Source organism: Sinomonas atrocyanea, assembly GCF_001577305.1.
Lineage (GTDB): Bacteria > Actinomycetota > Actinomycetes > Actinomycetales > Micrococcaceae > Sinomonas > Sinomonas atrocyanea.
The window spans coordinates 1,548,918-1,566,627 of sequence record NZ_CP014518.1; the positions used below are offsets into that span (position 1 = coordinate 1,548,918).

Consider the following 17,710-nt stretch of genomic DNA (forward strand, 5'->3'; position numbering starts at 1 on the left):
CCGACAGCCCCACTCGCCAGCCGATCGACCAGGAGAGCCAGCGACAGTGAATGCGGAGACCCCCGGACAGAGCTCAACAGCAGAGGACCTGGGGCGGCCGCATCCCGCCGGCGCCCCGCGCGCGGGGCACGAACAGCACGGCCCCGCTGCCGTGATCGTCCTCGCCGCCGGGGCGGGGACGCGGATGAAGTCGCGCACCCCGAAGATCCTCCACCCGCTCGGCGGCCGCTCGATGGTCGCCCACGCGCTCGACGCCGCCCGCGGCCTCGCGCCCGGCCGGCTCGCCGCCGTCGTGCGGCACGAGCGCGACCTCGTGGCCGCGCACATCGCAGAGCACGACCCGGCCGCCGTCATCGTCGACCAGGACGAGGTGCCCGGGACCGGCCGCGCGGTCGAGGTGGCCCTCGAGGCGCTCGACGCCGAGGCCGAGGGCGGACAGCTCTCGGGCACCGTCGTGGTGACCTACGGCGACGTGCCCCTGCTGACCACCGCCCTGCTCGCCGAGCTCGTCGCCGAGCACGAGGCCGCGGGCAACGCGGTCACCGTCCTCACCGCCGTGCTCGAGGACGCGACCGGCTACGGCCGGATCCTGCGCGAGGACGACGGCACGGTCGCGGGGATCCGCGAGCACAAGGACGCGACCGCCGCCGAGCGCGCCATCCGCGAGGTCAACTCGGGCATCTACGCGTTCGAGGCCGCCGTGCTGCGCGAGGCGCTCCGGCAGGTCACCACCGAGAACGCGCAGGGCGAGAAGTACCTCACGGACGTCCTCGCGCTCGCCCGCGCGGCCGGCGGCCGCGTGTCCGCGCTCGCCACCACGGACCGCTGGCAGGTGGAGGGCGCCAACGACCGCGTCCAGCTGCAGGCCCTCGCCGCCGAGCACAACCGCCGCATCCTCGACGCCTGGATGCGCGCGGGCGTGACGGTGGTCGACCCCGCCACCACGTGGGTCGACGCCACCGTGCAGCTCGCCGAGGACGTCACCCTCAAGCCCAACACCCAGCTGCACGGCGCCACGGTCGTGGAGCGGGACGCCGTGATCGGCCCCGACACGACCCTCACCGACTGCGTGGTCCGCGAGGGCGCCACCGTGAAGCGGACCGACGGGACCGGATCCGAGATCGGCGCCGGGGCCACCGTGGGACCGTTCACCTACCTGCGCGCCGGCACGCGGCTGGGGCCCGAGGGCAAGATCGGCGCGTTCTACGAGACGAAGAACGCCCAGATCGGCCGCGGCGCCAAGCTCTCCCACCTCGGCTACGTGGGGGACGCCGAGGTCGGCGAGGGCGCGAACATCGGCTGCGGCAACATCACCGCCAACTACGACGGCGTCCACAAGCACCGCACCGTGATCGGCGCCCAGGTGCGCACCGGGTCGAACACCGTCTTCGTGGCGCCCGTCACGGTCGGCGACGGCGCCTACACGGCCGCCGGGGCGATCGTCCGCAAGGACGTGCCCGCCGGCGCCCTGGCCCTCTCCGTCGCCCCGCAGCGCAACGCCGAAGGGTGGACCGAGGCCCACCGCCCCGGCTCGCCGTCGGCGGCCGCGGCCGCCGGAGCCAGGACCTCGGCGGCAGGTGCCGCCGACGGTGCCCCCGAACCACCTTCCTCCGCCGCATCCCCCTCGAAGAAAGTAGAAGGCAAGTAGATGACCGAGATCACGGCCAATGGCGAGAAGCGCCTGGTGCTCGCCTCCGGGCGCGCCCACCCGGAGCTCGCGCAGGAGATCGCCAAGGAGCTCGGCACCGAGCTGCTGCCGACCTCGGCGTACGACTTCGCGAACGGGGAGACCTACGTCCGCTTCGAGGAGAGCGTCCGCGGCGCGGACGCGTTCGTGATCCAGGCCCACCCGGCGCCGATCAACAACTGGATCATGGAGCAGCTGATCATGATCGATTCGCTCAAGCGCGCGAGCGCCAAGCGGATCACCGTGGTCTCGCCGTTCTACCCCTACGCGCGGCAGGACAAGAAGCACCGCGGCCGCGAGCCCATCTCGGCGCGCCTCATGGCGGACCTCTACAAGACCGCCGGCGCGGACCGCCTCATGAGCGTGGACCTGCACACCGCGCAGATCCAGGGCTTCTTCGACGGCCCCGTGGACCACCTCATGGCCATCCCGCTCCTGGCCGACTACGTCCGCACGCGCGTGGACCTGAACAAGGTCACGGTCGTCTCGCCGGACACCGGCCGCGTGCGCGTGGCCGAGCAGTGGGCCGAGCGCCTCGGCGGCGCCCCGCTCGCGTTCGTGCACAAGTCCCGCGACGTCAACGTGCCCAACTCCGCTGTCTCCAAGACCGTGGTCGGCCAGATCGAGGGCCGCGACTGCGTGCTCATCGACGACATGATCGACACCGGCGGCACGATCTCCGGCGCCGTCACGGTCCTGAAGAACGCCGGCGCCCGCTCCGTCATCATCGCCGCGACCCACGCCGTCTTCTCCGACCCGGCCGCGCAGCGCCTCGCCGAGTCCGGCGCCCGCGAGGTCGTCGTGACCAACACCCTGCCGATCCCGGCCGAGAAGCGCTTCGAGCAGCTCACGGTCCTCTCGATCGCCCCGCTCATCGCCCGCGCGATCCACGAGGTCTTCGACGACGGCTCGGTCACGTCCCTCTTCGACGGCCGCAGCTAGCTGCAGCACCCGCGCACGACGGCGGCGTCCCCACCTGAGGCGGGGACGGCGCCGTCGTGCGTCGTTTTGGCGGACGCCCCGGCGCCCCGGTAGGATGGCTGGCGAACCTTGGCGAGGGAGCGCCCGCTCCGTGATCGACTGGGTCTGGCAGCTCCTTCGCAGTGCCCCACGGGGCCGGGCGGGGTCGGCAGACCTCGCGCCAACGAACCATCGAAGGAGACCCCATGAGCGAGAAGCTCGCAGCCGAGAAGCGCACCGAGTTCGGCAAGGGCTACGCCCGCCGCGCCCGCGCCGCCCACAAGATCCCCGCCGTCATCTACGGCCACGGCGCCGAGCCGATCCACGTCACCCTCCCGGGCCACGAGACCATGATCGCCGTCCGCGTCCCGAACGCCCTCCTCACCCTCGACATCGCCGGCGAGGAGCACCTCGCGATCGTCAAGGACATCCAGCGCAACGCCGTCCGCCAGACGATCGAGCACATCGACCTCCTCACCGTCCGCCGCGGCGAGAAGGTCGCCGTCGACGTCCCCGTGCACGTCACCGGTGAGGTCGCCGCCGGGTTCGTCGCCAACCAGGAGGCCGTGACCGTCTCGGTCGAGGCCGAGGCCACCCACCTGCCGACCGCGCTCGAGGTCAGCGTCGAGGGCCGCGAGGCCGGCCAGCACGTCCACGCCGCCGACATCACCCTGCCTAGCGGCGTGTCCCTCCTGACCGACGGCGAGACCCTCGTGGTCAACGTCTCCGAGGCCGTCGAGGTGGCCCCGGAGGAGGAGGCCGGCGAGGCCGAGGCTGCCGAGGCGCCGGAGGCTCCGGAGGCCGAGGAGGCCCCCGCCGAGTAGTCTTCCGACTGCTGTACTGCGTCAGGCGGCCCGTCCCACCCGGGGCGGGCCGCTTCGACGTGGCGGCCCCCCGGCCGCCCCCGCCCGCCGATCGCCCGCCCAGCCCAAGGAGCGCATCCATGACCGACACCTGGCTCGTCGTAGGCCTCGGCAACCCCGGACCCGAGTACAGCGGGAACCGGCACAACGTGGGGCAGATGGTCCTCGACGCCCTGGCTTCCCGCATGGGCGGGAAGTTCGCCGCCCACAAGGGCGCGCGCGCCGCGGTGCTCGAGGGGAGGCTGTGGGTGGGCGGCCCCCGCGCCGTCCTCGCCAAGCCGCTGACCTACATGAACGTCTCCGGCGGCCCGACCTCCTCCCTCGCCAAGTACTACGGCATCGATCCCAGCCACGTCGTCGCCGTGCACGACGAGCTGGACATCCCGTTCAACACCGTCCGGCTCAAGCTCGGCGGCGGCGAGGGCGGCCACAACGGCCTGCGGGACATCTCCAAGGCCCTCGGCACCAAGGACTACCTCCGGGTGCGGGTCGGCGTGGGCCGGCCCCCCGGCCGCATGGACGCCGCCGACTTCGTGCTGCGCGACTTCGCCACCGCCGAGAAGAAGGAGCTGCCGTTCCTCCTCGACGAGGCCGCGGACGCCGTCGAGATGCTGGCCCGGGACGGCCTCGCCGCCGCCCAGCAGAAGTTCCACCCGGCCAAGGCCTAGTCTCCCGGCAAGGGCGTGACATTCGGCCCTGCTGCCGCCGCCGGCGCCCGCGCTACGGTTTCCCCAGCGACGTCCTCGCCGGGGACGTGCCGACGCATGGGGGCGCAGGTCAGATGCTGACGCGAACCGAGGCGGAGGAGACCGGCCAGCTCCTGCGCGACGCCAAGGCCCGCGCGGGCGACAGGCTGGCCTGGGCGCGGACCGTCAGGTCCCGCGAGATCGCGGACGCGACGGCGGCGCTGGCCGCGCCCGAGTCCTACGGGGTCGTGCTGACCGGGGACGTGAGCCTCGGCAAGTCCGCGGTGGCCTCGGCCCTGCTCGCCGAACTCGACGGCTCCGCCCACACCGTCCGCCTCCGCGCCACGACCGCGGGGGCCAAGACCCCGTACGGCGCACTCGCCGTGCTGCTCGCGCGGCTGCCCGAGGACGCCCAGACTGACCCGGGGTCGATCATGCGGGGCATCCTGCAGCTGCTCGCCTCCGACGCCGGGGGCCGCACCGCCGTGCTGTCGCTCGAGACCTCCAGGAACCTCGACGAGCTCAGCATCGCCACCCTCGTGAACGTCATGGTCACGGGCACCGCCAAGGTCGTCCTCGTCGCCGACCGCGCGAGCGAGCTTCCCGCCGACTTCCACTGGATGCTCTCCGAGGGCCGGCTGCGCGAGGTCCCCCTGGCCGCGCTCGCGCCCGAGGAGACCCTGCAGGGGCTGCGCTCCCTGCTCGGCGGGATCGTCCCCCAGACCGTCGGGTTCCAGCTCCATGCGATGTCCCGGGGCAACCCGCAGGTCACGCTGCTCGCCACCGCCGAACTCCTCCAGCGCGGGGCCCTCGACGCCACGGACGGCGTGTGGACCCTCGCCTCGGACGCCGAGATGAGCGGCATCCGGCAGATCGACGACCTCGTGCGGGCCCACATCGAGCGGCAGCCCGAACGCATCCGGACGATCGTCGAGGCGCTCGCGTGCGCGCGCCGGATCCCGCTGCCGCGGCTCGTTGCCGTGTTCCGCAGCGAGGACCTCGCGCAGATGGAGGACGACGGCCTCGTCACGGTCGACGACGCGGGGCGGCACTCCGTGGCCCTCGCCGACCCGCTCGTGGCGGAGGTGGTCCGCGGATGGCTCTCGGTACCCCGCCGCCGCGAGCTGCGCGCGCTGCTGATCCCCGACGGCGAGCCGCCCGTCGGGGCCACCACCGCACTCGAGCTCCTCGGGCTGGCCGCCTGGGCCAGAGAGTGCCACACGCTGCTGTCCCCGCGGCATGCCCTCGCCGCCGCCGCGGCGTCCCTGCGGCTGTTCGACCCGCGGTTCGCGCTCGACTGCCTCGAGGGGATCGACCGCGAGCCCGCCACCTGGCCCACCGTCCAGCACTTGCGGGCGCGGGCCCTGCTCCTGCTGCAGCTGCCCCAGCAGGCCCTCGCGTGCCTGGACCAGGTCGCCGAGGACGAGCTGGCCCTGCTGGGCCCCGCAGCCGCGGCCGAGCTCACGGCCACCCAGGCGGAGGCCATGCGGTGGGTACCGGACCGGGCCGGCCAGGTCGAGGAGCTCCTGACGGACGCCCGCGCCAGGCTCCTGCTGGGGCCGGGGTCCGGGCCGGGCCCGGACCCCGAGGTCCGCCGCGCCGCCGCAGTGCTCGATCTCGCGGACTTCGAGCACCGGGCCTTCGCCGGCGACTACCGCCGCATCGTGGACCGCCTCGAGGCCATGGTCGCGGACCCCGACCCGGCCGACGACGAGATCCGCCTCCGCGCGGCCTGCATCCTCATGGAGGCCAGGACCATGCTCGGCAGGGAGCAGGAAGGCCTTGCCCTGCTCCATGAGGTCGCGGCCCAGCTGGGCCGGAACCAGGGCTCGGCGCCGCTGCGGCAGGCCTTCGCGGTCCGCGCCTTCAGCGTCCTGTTGTTCAACGGGCACTGGCGGCAGGCGCTCGCCCTGCTCAGGAGCCCGTCTCAGGTCTCGCTCGAGCGGCTGAGGACGACCGGGGCCTCCCTCGAGCTCGCGGCCGGGCTCGCCTGCGTCTATGCGGGACGGGGCCACGACGCCCTGGGCCCCCTCCTCTCCGCGCTCGCGCTCCTCGAGCGCCGCCCCTCGGCGGCCCTGCTCGGTCCCGCCTACGCCGCCACCGCCTTCGCCTACGCCCAGCAGGGCGACGCCCCGGCCTCGCGGAAGTGGCTCGAGAAGCTGGACCGCTGGCGCCCGCAGGGCAGCTACCAGGCCCGCTCCATCGTCGAGTTCTGCTCGCAGATGGCGCGCCGGTGGATCGGGGACCCCCAGGCAGCGTCCCGGCTCGTGGCCTCGGCGCGCCAGGACATCGCGAACGGGCGGTGGAACCAGGCCGGCGTCAAGCTCCTCGGGGCCACCGTCAGCGCCCACCTGGACGACCTGCGCCTGCTCGAGGACGTCTGCGCGCACCGGCAGGGCCAGCTGGCCGAGCTCGCCCTCCTGCTGGCCCGCGGGACCCGGACCGGGCGCCTCGAGGACCTGACCGCCGCGGCCGACCTCGCGGCCGGGCTCGAACTCGACGCGGTCGAATCGCGGTGCACCGCCGTGGCCCTCGACCGGGCGCGCGAGATGGACGACGCCGCGGCCGTGCGGCGCCTGCGCCCGCGCCTCGAAGCCCTGGCGGGCCGGCTCGCGGTCCTCCCCCTCACGCCCCGGCACGCGCCGCCCGTGCTCACCGACCGTGAACAGGAGGTCGCGGCCCTCGCAGCGTCGGGGACTTCCAACCGGCGCATCGCGGAGCTGCTCGGGCTGTCCGTCCGGACCGTGGAGGGCCACCTCTACCAGATCTTCGCCAAGCTCTCCGTCTCGACCCGCGGCGAGCTGGCGGACCTGCTGTGACGGTGCCCCGGGGCGGCCCCGCGTGAGCCCCGGGCCTCCACACCGTCCGCCGCCGCGGGGGTCGCGCGCGGACACGGAGCGCGTCGTCGAGCTCCTCACCCGGCCGGCCACGGCCGCCGTGCTGGTCCTGGGCGAGATGGGCATGGGCAAGTCCGCCCTGCTCGACCGAGTGGCGGCCGCGCTCGGCGAACGGCTGGAAGTCCTCCGCCTCCATGGCAGCCCGGCACTCGCGAAGGTCCCGTACAGCGTCCTCGCACCCTTCCTCGGAAACGCGCACCCGGCCGAGTCCGGCTCACGGGTCGAGGTCCTGCGGGCCTTCTGGCGGGCCGTGGAGGCACGGCGGCAGAAGGCGGCGGCGGACCTGCTCCTCGTCATCGACGACGCGCACGAGCTGGATCCTGCCTCGAGCGAGGTCGTCGCGGAGCTCGTCTCGGCCCGATGGGCCAAGGCCGCCCTGGCCGCGCCCAGCGGAGCAGCCCTGCCCAGGCCGCTGATGGAACTGTGGCTCGACGACGGCGTCGAACGGGTCGACCTCGCACCCCTCGCCGTCGACGAGGTGCGCCGCTACCTCGAGGCGAAGCTCGGCGGCCCCGTGCTGCCCACCGTCCCGCTGCTGTTCTGGCGGGAGTCCGGGGGCAACCCCCTCCTGCTCGCGCGCCTCGTCGAGGAGGCCCGGAAGGCGGGAACGCTGCGCCGGCACGGGCAGACCTGGCTCGTCACCGGCGAGCTTCCGCACCGAGGAGAGGGCCTCCTCGCCCTGGTCCGGGCACAGCTCGGCCGGCTCGGGCCCGACGAGCGGGAGGCACTGACGCTCATCGTCGTCGCCGAGCCGGCCCCCTTCGAGCTCGTGGAACGGGAATGCGGCGCCGAGGCGGTCAGGCGGCTTGCCGCCATGAGGCTGGTGCGCCCGGCCGAGGGCCCCGACGGCGTGCTCCGGCTCCGGCACGCGGTGTACGGCGACGCGCTGCTGCCCCTGATTCCGCTCACCGCCTCGCTGTCGCTGCGGGAGCGGACCGCAGGCCACCTCGCGCGGCAGGCGTCCACAGCGGACGGCCTCGTCCGCGCCGTGACCTGGGCGCTCGACTGCGGGGTCCCGGTCGAGGACGAGGCCCTCCTGCGAGCCGCCCGCCTCTCCCTGCGGCGGCTCGGGAACACCCTCGCCGTGGAGGCGGCCAGCGCCGTCCGGCTGTCGGCATCGCGCGATGCGGCCCGGGAGGTGCTCGGGCAGGTCGCGTACAGCCGCGGCCGGTACGCCGAGGCGGTCGCCCTTCTCCGCCCGACTGCTTCGGAGCGCGGCGTCCTGCGCCCGGGGCTGGCCGGAGCCCTCGTGTGGCTCGCAGCGCGCGGGGCCCTCGGCCACCCGGTGGTGGCGGTCCGCGACGACGTCGAACGGCTCCCCGGAGCGGGAGAAGGAGGCCTGCGCGATCTGCTGGGCCTGGCCGCAGCCTGCGCAGCGGGGGACCGGGACGCAGTGGCGTCGGGGCTGGGCCGCTGGCGCGCCGGGCCCGGGCGGGACGCCGTGGCCCGGCAGGGGTGGGCAGCCGAGGCCGTGGCCGGCGCGGTCGAGGCCGAGCTCCTGGTCGCAGCCGGCAGGCCGGTCGGGGCGGCGCCGCCGCTGCGCGCCGCGCTCGAGCGCGCCACCGAGGACGCCGATGCGGCGCCCTTCCTGCAGGCCTTCGCGGCGATCCGCCTGGTCCTGGCCGGCCTCGCGGCAGGGGAGTGGGACGCCGCGGAGGACGACCTGCAGCGTTTCCTCATCTCCACCACCGCGGGCCTGGTCGCGGAGGGCGCGGCAGCGCAGACGGCCCGCGGAGTGGCCCTCACCCGGTGTGGGCGCTTCCGCGAGGCCTGGGACGCGCTGGCTCCGGCCCTGGACGCCCTCCAGGGCCGCGGCCCCGGGCACCTTCTCCCCTTCACCGCCGCGCTCGCGGCATATGCGGGGGCGCGTGCGGGGGAGCGCGGCCCGGCCCGTGCCCTTCTGGCCCAGTTCCGCGTGGGCCAGTCCGGCCCGGCCCCGTCCGACCCGGGCCCGTCCGACCCGGCCCAGTCCGAGGATGCGCCGGCCCCCTCGATCGCGCTGCTGCAGCCCCTGGCGGCCCTCTTCAGCGCCGCCGCCGGCCACGCGCTCGACGCTGGCCCGGGGTCCTCAGGCGCGGCAGCCACCGCCTCGGGAGACAGCCTCGAGGCCGCGGTCAACGCGGCCGCAGGGGAGGGCCGGCTCGACGTGGCGCTGCAGGGCGAGCTCCTCTGCTTCGAGGCAGGCCGCCGGGACCGGCTCGGGCGCCTGCTCGAGGTGGCCCGCAGCACGGAAGGCCGGTGGGCCGAAGCGGCCGCCCTCCTCGCCTCCGCGTTCGCCGAGCGCAGCCCCGCCGGGCTCCTGCAGGCGGGGGAGCGGCTCTCGGGCGAAGGCTGGACCGCCTATGCGGGGGACTGCTTCGCCGAGGCGTCCCGCGGCTTCGACCGCGCACTCCAGCGCTCCGAGGCCCGCGCCGCCTGGGCGAAGAAGTCCGCATGCGACGCGCTCCTCGGCGACGGGGCCCCCCGCCCGTCCGCCGGCGCGGCCCTCCTGACCCCGCGGGAGCGCGAGGTCGTCGCCTTCGCCGCGGCAGGACTCAGCGACCGCGAGATCGCCGAACGGCTCACCGTCTCGGTCCGCACCGTCGAGGGGCACCTCTACCGCGCCTACGCCAAGCTGGCCGTCACGAGCCGGGAGCAGCTCGGCTCCGCGCTCGGAACCAGTGGCACGGCGACTGGCCCCTAGGGGATCCGAGTACACCCTCGCGGCGAGCAAGTAGTCGCGGCGCGGGGAGGGGCCCGAAGACAAGTAGTCACTACCCGTGCGCAGGCACGCAGCCGGGTGCGAAAGTGGGGTGTGGCCGCAGCCCCCGGGTTCGCGGCCACCGTCCCCAAGGACTGGGCCGGCGGCGTCGGAACCTCCCCGAGACCAAGGTTCCTCCCCCCAGCCGCCGCCGGCCCCGCCTTGGGACTCCTTGGGTGGTGGATCTGCCGCCCGCCAAGCGTGGGACAATGGATTCCGGCATGTTCGCATGCCCTAATTCATGCTGCTGTCCGGCAGCCTCGTTCCATCGAAGGAGTCCCGTCCCGTGGCCCTGGTCAAGACGCCGTCGACCCTCCTGCCTGCCCAGCCGGCGCTGGACGATGCCGAAGTCTCCCGCATCCGCGCCGATTTCCCGGTGCTCGCGACGACGGTCCACGGCCATCCGCTGGTGTACCTCGACTCGGGCGCGACGAGCCAGCACCCCCGCAGCGTCCTCGAGGCCGAGCAGGAGTTCTACGAGCAGCGCAATGCGGCCGTGCACCGGGGGGCCCACGAACTCGCCGTCCGGGCCACCGATGCCTACGAGGACGCCCGCGTGGCCGTCGCCCGGTTCGTGGGCGCCTCGCCCGACGAGCTCGTGTGGACCTCCAACGCGACCGAGGCCATCAACCTCGTCGCCTACGCGCTCGGCACCGCGACGCTGTGGGCGGAACGGGGGCGAGGGGGAGAAGACCTGCGTGCCCTCGCCGTGGGGCCCGGCGACGAGATCGTGGTCACGGAGCTCGAGCACCATGCCAACCTGATCCCGTGGCAGGAACTCGCCTTCCGCACCGGGGCGACCCTGCGGTGGATCCCCGTCGACGACGCGGGGAAGCTGCGCATGGACGAGGCCGAGCGGATCATCGGCCCGCGCACCAGAGTCCTCGCGTTCTCGCACGCCTCCAACGTGCTGGGCTCCGTGGCGCCCGTCGAGGAGCTCGTGGCGCTCGCCCGCCGCACGGGCGCGCTCACCGTGCTCGACGCCTGCCAGTCCGCGCCGCACCTGCCCCTGGACCTCGCGGCCCTGGGAGTCGACTTCGCGGCCTTCTCCGGGCACAAGATGCTCGCGCCCACGGGGATCGGCGCGCTGTACGGGCGCCGCGAGCTGCTCGATGCCCTCCCGCCGTTCCTCGTGGGCGGGTCCATGATCACCACCGTGACGATGGAACGTGCCGAGTACCTGCCCGCACCCCAGCGCTTCGAGGCCGGGACCCAGCGCATCTCCCAGACCGTGGCCTTCGCGGCCGCGGTGGACTACCTGGGCCACGTGGGCATGGACAGGATCCATGCCCGCGAGGCGGAGCTCGGCGGCCGCCTCGCGGAGGGCGTCGCCGCGCTGGAGGGGGTGCGCCTCCTCGGGCCGGCCCCCGGCGAGCAGTGGCACGGCTCCGAACGGATCGCGCTGGCCGCGTTCGACGTCGAGGGCGTCCACGCCCACGACGTCGGCCAGTACCTCGACAGCGCGGGCATCGCCGTGCGGGTGGGCCACCACTGCGCGCAGCCGCTCCACCGGCGCCTGGGGCTGACCGCCTCCACGCGGGCGAGCGCCTACCTCTACACCACGAGCGACGAGGTCGAGGCCTTCCTCGCTGCGCTCTCCGAGGTCCGCAGCTACTTCGGGGTGGCGCGATGAGCCTGGATTCCCTCTACCAGCAGATCATCCTCGAGCACGCGAAGGCCCGCCACGGCGGCGGGCTCGAGGGCCAGCCGGGGCCCCGCGAGGCCCAGTCCCACCAGCTCAACCCGGTCTGCGGCGACGAGGTGACGGTCAGGGTGCGGGTGGACGACGGCGTGGTCCGCTCGCTGCGGTGGGACGGGGCCGGGTGCTCGATCTCCATGGCCTCGGCCTCGGTGCTCCACGACGAGGCCGAGGGCCTCACCGTCGCCGAGTTCGGCGAGCTCGTGGAGGCCTTCCGCGCCATGCTCCGCTCGCGGGGCACGGTGGCCGCAGACCCCGAGGTGCTCGGGGACGCCGCGGCCTTCGAGGGCGTCTCCCGCTACGCCGCCCGCGTCAAGTGCGCCATGATCGCCTGGGTCGCCGCGGAGGACGCCGCGCGGCAGGCCGCCGCCGGGACGGCTCCGTAACGCCGGCATACCCCAGCAACACCAGCGTGCCCCAGTAACACATCGGAGCCCTGCTGCATCCGGGGCGTTGGTCCCTTTGCAATGCCCGAGGGCGGCCGTAGGCTGTGCCTGTTCGGGCGGCTGGGGGCCCACGTCCGAGGTGGAGGCACAGATGGGCAACAACATACCGAGCCTGGTGGAGGCGGGCGGCGCAGCCGGCGCGCCTGCGCCGCCCACGGAGCGGCAGGCGGACAGGCGGCACTGGGCCACGCTCGTGCGCCAGCCCGAGCTGGACACAGCGGTCGGGGCGCTCACCCAGGACTCCAGCCTCGGCGTGGTGATCACTGGAGCCCCCGGAGTGGGGAAGTCCTTCCTCGCAGGCGCCGTGCTCTCCGCCCTCGGACCCAACGTGCACACCATGCGGCTGCGTGCCTCGTCCGGCCCGTCCGGGCCCGGGGCGCCCCCCTCCACCTGCCTCGGTCCGCTCCTCGCCCGGCTCCCCAAGTCCGCCCCGTCCTCGGGCACCGGCCTGCTCCTGGCCCTTGAGCGCATGCTCGCCGACGACGCGGCGGGCCGCGACGTCGTGCTCACCCTCGACCTCGTGGGGCCGCTCGCGGAGGACAGCGTGGCCGTGCTCATGCACCTCGTCCTCAGCCGCGCGGCGCGGCTGCTGGCGATCGCGCCCGCCGTCGCAGATCTCCCCCCGGACCTCGCCCGCCTCGTCCGCGGCGGACGCATCAGGGAGATCGCGCTCGGCCGGATCGGCGTGCCCGAGACGCGCAGGCTCGTGGCCGCGATCGTGGGCGGCAGGGTGGCGTCGTCGACCATCGGCGAGGTGCACTACGCCTGCGGGGGCAATCCCGCCGAGGTGTACGGGATCGTCCACCGCGAGCGCGCCCGCGGGAACCTGCACGAGCGGGGCGGGGTGTGGACCCTCGACCGCTCGGTCCGGCCGGAGCCGGTAAGGGGCGCGGACGACCTCATCCGCGCGCGCTGGGCCCGGGAGTCCCAGGATGTCAGGGAGGTCATCGAGCAGCTCGCAGTGGCCCGCAGGGTGCCGATCACGGCCCTCGCGGGCCTTTTTGGTTCTGAGGTCCTCGTCGACATGGAGGACCGCGGCCTCATCGCGGTCGACGCGAGCCAGCACCGCTGCGCCTACCTCCGCGAGCCGCGGATGGCCGAGCTCGTCCGGGCCAGGCTCGGGCCGGACCGCCACCGCGAGCTCGCCTCGCTCATGTCCCTCGGCGGCGCGTCGGAGGAGAGCGGCCTGGACCACGAGGAGCTCATCTCCTACGTCGAGTGGACGCTCGAGGTCGGCAGCACGCCGGATCCCGGCCTCGTGCTGCAGTCCGCCGCGGCGGCGGTCGAGCTGTCCGAGCCGGACCGGGCGCTCGCCCTGCTCGACCGGCTGCCGGGGCTCGAGGGGCCGCTGGCCTTCGAGGCTGCCCTCCGCCGTGCGGCGGCCCTCGCGAGGCTCGAGCGCCGGGACGAAGCGCTCTCCGTCCTCGAGGCTGTGCCCGCGGACGTCCTCGGCTCGCTCGAGGCAGTGGATGCCGCGCGGCATGCGGCGGCGATGTCGGAGCTGCGCTGCTGGCTCTCCGGCGCAGGGGATGCGCTGGAGCCGCTGCGCGCGGCATGGGACCGGCTGGCCGTGCGCGCGGAGGAATCCGGGCCGGACCGCGCGGCCGCCGAGGTGCTCGACCTCGCAGAGTTCAGAGCGCACGCGTTCACCGGTGACTTCATGCCCATCCTGGCCCGCCTCGAGGCCGCGTCGCGGGACGCGGACTCGAGCGAGGGCTTCCGGCGCGGCTGCTCCCTCGTGCTGGCGCATGCCTGGGCCGCCTGCGGGCGCGAGGCGGACGCCGCGGCGCTGCTGGCCTCGATCGAGTTCTCGGCGCCGCGGCGCACGGACGAGGGCGAGTTCATGGCGTCCGCGTTCTCCGTCTGGACTGCCATCGGGGACTGGAAGCGGTGCGTCGACCTGTTCGAGGGGTACATGGACAAGGGCGGGCGCCGGCTCACCCTGCGCGGCGGGATCGCCGAGCTGTACCTCGCCCTCGCGCACCTGGCGGCAGGGCACGGCTCGGCGGCACTCGGCCCCGTCCTCAGTGCGGCCGCGCAGCTCGAGGAGTTCCCGGCGCTCAACGCCCTCCGCGCCGCCTATGCCGCCGCCGCCCTCGCGTACGCCCAGATCGGCGACTCGGGCGAGGCCGAGCGGTTCCTCGCCCTCGCAGCCAAGGCCCGGGGGCCGATGTTCTGGCAGCTCGCCATGTGCGCCGACCAGTGCGAGGGTGCTGCCCGCACTTGGCTCGGCCAGGGCGACGGGCCCGCGGCGATGCTCGCCCGTGCGGCCCGGGACGAGGCTGCGGGGCGCACGAGCGCCGCGGGCAGCGCGGTCTTCGAGGCGAGCCTGGTCGGCGGCGAGCGGGAGTTCCTGTGGATCGAGCGGCTCGCGCACCACCGCCAGGGCCCCCTCGCCCACCTCTGCGCCGCCGTGGCCTCCGCGACGCGCCGGAGGGACGTCACCGGGCTCCTCACGGCCGCCGAGCAGGCCTACGAGCTCCGCCTGGACGCCGTCGAGGCCCGGTGTGCGGCCCTCGCCCTCGACTTCGCCCGGGGCGAGGGCAACTCGGTGGCGGCCGGCCTCGCCCAGACCCGGCTGGACCGGCTCGCGCGGGTGCTCCCGGTGCTGCCGCTCGTCCCCCAGACGCCCGCCCCGATGCTCACCGAGCGCGAGCGCCAGATCGCCGTCCTCGCGGCCTCCGGCTCCTCCAACCGGGACATCGCCGACGAGCTCGGTGTCTCCGTCCGCACGGTGGAGGGCCATCTGTACCAGGTGTTCATGAAGCTGGGGGTGAGCTCCCGTGCCGGACTGGCTGGCCTTGTCTGAGAGGGAAGCGCGCCCGGAACGGAGGACGATGGAGACGACAATGAATGCCTCGCGGGGATCACGGGGAGACCACCGCGACTACTCCATGGCCCCCGACGGACTGGCCCCGACCCAGCAGGCGGTCATCTCCGCCACCGCCGAGGCGCTGCACCGCGGGGTCCCCGGCGCGGTCATCGTCTCGGGGGAGCCCGGGACGGGCAAGACCCACCTCATCAAGACGGTGACGGCCCAGCTCCGCGACGACGTCCGGTTCGTGGCCATCACGCCCGGAGAGAGCCTGCGGCACATCCCCTACGGAGCGCTGCTGCAGTGCCTGCGACATCTCACCCCGGAGGAGGCCCAGGACCGCGTCGGCATCCTGCGTGCCCTCTGGGCTGAGCTGCACGGCGCCGAGCCCCACGACGGCGGTGGACCCGAGCGGCCGATCGTGATCGTGCTGGACGACGCCCACCACCTCGACGACGACTCGGCCGGTGTCCTCGCCGAGGCCGTCGCCTCGTCATGGGTCAGGGTGCTCGCCACGGCGTCCAGCTCGGCGGGGCTCCCAGGGGACCTCCTGGACCTGTGGCGGGACGGCCTCGCGGAACGGTTCGACCTCGGCCCCCTGTCCCTCGAGGAGAGCCGGGAGGCGGCCGGGAAACGGCTCGGCGGCCGGCTCTCGATCACCGCCGCCGCGGTCCTGCACGCCCTGAGCGCGGGCAACCCGCTGCACCTCGTGCGGCTGACGGAAGAGGCCACCGCGGCCGGAACGCTCGTGCAGCGGCGCGGGATCTGGCTCCTCACCGGGGACTTCGCCAGCCGGGGCCAGGCGCTCGGCGCCCCCGTGCGCAGCGCGATGGAGTCCCTCGCCGCGGCCGAGCGGGAGGCCCTCACGCTGATCGCCCTGACCGAACCGCTGCCCCGCGCGGCCGCCCGGACCCTCATCGAGCGGGCCGTGTTCGACAGGCTCACCGACGCCGGGTGGCTGGCCGACGCGGGCCACGCGAGCGTCCGGCTCCGCTACCCCCTCGTGGCGGACGCCATCCGGGCCATGACGACCTCCACCCGCCGGCTGCACCTCCTGCGCCGGGCCACCGCTGTGGGCGGCGACGAACTGCGCCAGCCCTCGAACGAGCTGAGGCTGTTCGAGCTCGCCCTCGAAACGGGCACCATCCCGCCGTTCCACGAGCTCGCGCGGGGAGCAGCCCACGCGGTCTCGCGCTTCCGCAACGATCTGGGCCTCAGGGCCGCGGCCCTCGTCGACGGGGAGGCCGAGCGTTCGCTCATGCGGGCCATCCCGGCGCGCGCCCACCTCAACCTCGGCGACCCGGCCGCGGCCCTGGCCGACCTGTCCCGCGGCCCCGTGGACCCGAACGACCTCGATGACGTCCTCGCCGGCACCCTCATCGGCTTCGCGGCCCGGGCCGCCCGGGGCGAGACCTCGGCGATGGACGACGACGCCGCGCGGCTCGAGCGGGCGGCCGAGGCGATCGAGCGGGGCACGCCCACGGGCGACATCGTCTTCGGCCCCGGTCCCCGCAGCGTCGTCATGCGCAGGGCCAGGCTCCTGCGGGCCCTGGCCGCCGATGAGCGCGGGGACATCGCCGCGGTCGAGGCGGCCGTCGTCGACGAGCGCCGCGCGGTGCACGCCACGCCCCCGGCCCCGATCGAGCAGGCGCTGTGGACGCTGCTCGAGGGATCCGTGCTGCTCGCCCAGGGCCAGTACGCCACCTCGGCCCGCATGGCCGGCTCCGTCCTGGCCCAGATCGAGATCGACGACGAGCACTTCCCCCTCGAGGAGTACGGCCTCGTCCGGTACCTCTCTGCTCTCGTCCTCGGCGGCGACTGGGCGTCCGTCGTGAAGGTGTCCGAGGGCTACACCGGTGTCCGCTCCCGCCCCATCGTCGCCTTCGGCCCAGGGCTCTACTGCGCCCGGGCGTTCGCGCTCCTGCACAGCGACCGCGGCGAGGAGGCCGTGCCGATCCTCGGCGACGTCGTCGAGAACCTCGAGCTCATGGACCCCCTCCGCCTCCTCGCCGTCGCGGCCTCCTTCGCCGCGTGGGCGGCCGCAGCGGCCGGGGACGAGGAGGGCGCGCGCGAGTACCTCGCCCGGGCCGAGGGCTGCGCCGAGGTGGGCAGCGCGGCGATGCGCGAGCTCGCCGCGATGCACCGCGCGGGCGCGGCCGAGATCCTCGAGCCCGGCGCCGGCCTGGCGGCACTTGCCGAGATCGCCGAGCGCAACCGCGCCGCGGGCCGGCCCGGCTGGGAGCTCATCGCGTGGGTGCTCTACCTCGAGCTCGGGGGCAGGGACGAGGCCGGCCGGGCCGCGGAGGTCGCGGCGGCCGCAGAAGGATCGTGGGCCAAAGGCTGGGGCGCCTGGGCGCGCGCAGAGGCGGAGGAGCACGGCGACGCCTACCTGGCGGCTGCCGACCACTTCCGCGCGCTCGGGCTCAACCGGCGCGCGCGGGGTGCCTACGCGCGCGCGGCGGCCTGCTTCGACGCCGCCGGGGACAGGATCGCCGCGCGCCGCGCCGGTGCCGCCGCGCGGGCCTGCGAAGGCCTGCCCGGGGCCGGAGAGGCGGGCGAGGCGGAGGAAGCCGTCCTCGCCTCGCTGCGGCTGAGCCCACGCGAGCAGGACGTCGTGGACCTCGCCGTCGAGGGCCTCAGCGACCGCCAGATCGCCGACCGGCTGCACCTGTCGGTCCGCACCGTCGAGGGCCACCTGCACCGCAGCTACGCCAAGCTCGGCATCCGCAGCCGCGAGGACCTGCGCGCCGCCGTCGAAGACTGACCGGCACCCTCCCACACCACCTCTCCGTCCAGGCCTCCGGCCCGCCCCCGTGGCGGGCCGGAGGCCTGTGGCGGGCCGAAAGCCTCTGCCGCCGCGCGCCGTCGTCCGTCCGGTCACCCCGGACAAGTAGCCCTCGCCGGGCCCGGCGGAGGG

10 protein-coding genes are annotated in these 17,710 nt (G+C 75.0%); all 10 read left to right on the forward strand.

Going from position 1 to position 17,710, the window contains the following annotated elements; translation table 11 throughout:
- Positions 1–184 precede the first annotated feature (184 nt).
- On the forward strand, positions 185–1,648 hold the full coding sequence (gene glmU, locus SA2016_RS07220) for a bifunctional UDP-N-acetylglucosamine diphosphorylase/glucosamine-1-phosphate N-acetyltransferase GlmU (protein WP_244932824.1): 1,464 nt from the start codon (positions 185–187) through the stop codon (positions 1,646–1,648).
- Positions 1,649–2,629 carry a ribose-phosphate diphosphokinase gene (locus SA2016_RS07225; RefSeq protein ID WP_066496966.1) on the forward strand — a complete coding sequence of 327 codons (981 nt, stop codon included), beginning with the start codon at positions 1,649–1,651 and terminating at the stop codon, positions 2,627–2,629.
- Positions 2,630–2,853: 224 nt separating this feature from the next.
- Entirely contained in the window at positions 2,854–3,471 is a 618-nt protein-coding gene (locus SA2016_RS07230; RefSeq protein ID WP_066496968.1) for a 50S ribosomal protein L25/general stress protein Ctc, read from the forward strand.
- A 119-nt stretch (positions 3,472–3,590) separates the two neighbouring features.
- Positions 3,591–4,178, forward strand: a complete 588-nt coding sequence (gene pth, locus SA2016_RS07235; protein ID WP_066496971.1) for an aminoacyl-tRNA hydrolase — start codon at positions 3,591–3,593, stop codon at positions 4,176–4,178.
- 113 nt (positions 4,179–4,291) lie between these two features.
- Entirely contained in the window at positions 4,292–7,015 is a 2,724-nt protein-coding gene (locus tag SA2016_RS07240; RefSeq protein ID WP_066496973.1) for a helix-turn-helix transcriptional regulator, read from the forward strand.
- A 22-nt stretch (positions 7,016–7,037) separates the two neighbouring features.
- Entirely contained in the window at positions 7,038–9,776 is a 2,739-nt protein-coding gene (locus tag SA2016_RS07245) for a helix-turn-helix transcriptional regulator (RefSeq protein ID WP_066496975.1), read from the forward strand.
- 343 nt (positions 9,777–10,119) lie between these two features.
- Positions 10,120–11,466, forward strand: a complete 1,347-nt coding sequence (locus SA2016_RS07250) for an aminotransferase class V-fold PLP-dependent enzyme (RefSeq protein WP_066496976.1) — start codon at positions 10,120–10,122, stop codon at positions 11,464–11,466.
- Complete coding sequence (sufU, locus tag SA2016_RS07255) at positions 11,463–11,918, forward strand: Fe-S cluster assembly sulfur transfer protein SufU (RefSeq protein WP_066496978.1); 456 nt, start codon at positions 11,463–11,465, stop codon at positions 11,916–11,918. Before SA2016_RS07250 ends, sufU begins: the two co-directional genes overlap by 4 nt.
- Positions 11,919–12,069: 151 nt before the next feature.
- Positions 12,070–14,787, forward strand: a complete 2,718-nt coding sequence (locus tag SA2016_RS07260; protein ID WP_066496979.1) for a helix-turn-helix transcriptional regulator — start codon at positions 12,070–12,072, stop codon at positions 14,785–14,787.
- A 40-nt stretch (positions 14,788–14,827) separates the two neighbouring features.
- Positions 14,828–17,557 (forward strand): AAA family ATPase, encoded by a 2,730-nt coding sequence (locus tag SA2016_RS07265; RefSeq protein ID WP_066496981.1) that lies wholly within the window; start codon positions 14,828–14,830, stop codon positions 17,555–17,557.
- Positions 17,558–17,710 lie beyond the last annotated feature (153 nt).

What these genes read in the sequence shown, in the direction of transcription:
- glmU (WP_244932824.1), top strand. Translation starts at nt 185, where the DNA reads ATGAAGTCGCGCACCCCGAAGATCCTCCACCCGCTCGGCGGCCGCTCG.
- SA2016_RS07225 (WP_066496966.1), top strand. Translation starts at nt 1,649, where the DNA reads ATGACCGAGATCACGGCCAATGGCGAGAAGCGCCTGGTGCTCGCCTCC.
- SA2016_RS07230 (WP_066496968.1), top strand. Translation starts at nt 2,854, where the DNA reads ATGAGCGAGAAGCTCGCAGCCGAGAAGCGCACCGAGTTCGGCAAGGGC.
- pth (WP_066496971.1), top strand. Translation starts at nt 3,591, where the DNA reads ATGACCGACACCTGGCTCGTCGTAGGCCTCGGCAACCCCGGACCCGAG.
- SA2016_RS07240 (WP_066496973.1), top strand. Translation starts at nt 4,292, where the DNA reads ATGCTGACGCGAACCGAGGCGGAGGAGACCGGCCAGCTCCTGCGCGAC.
- sufU (WP_066496978.1), top strand. Translation starts at nt 11,463, where the DNA reads ATGAGCCTGGATTCCCTCTACCAGCAGATCATCCTCGAGCACGCGAAG.
- SA2016_RS07260 (WP_066496979.1), top strand. Translation starts at nt 12,070, where the DNA reads ATGGGCAACAACATACCGAGCCTGGTGGAGGCGGGCGGCGCAGCCGGC.
- SA2016_RS07265 (WP_066496981.1), top strand. Translation starts at nt 14,828, where the DNA reads ATGAATGCCTCGCGGGGATCACGGGGAGACCACCGCGACTACTCCATG.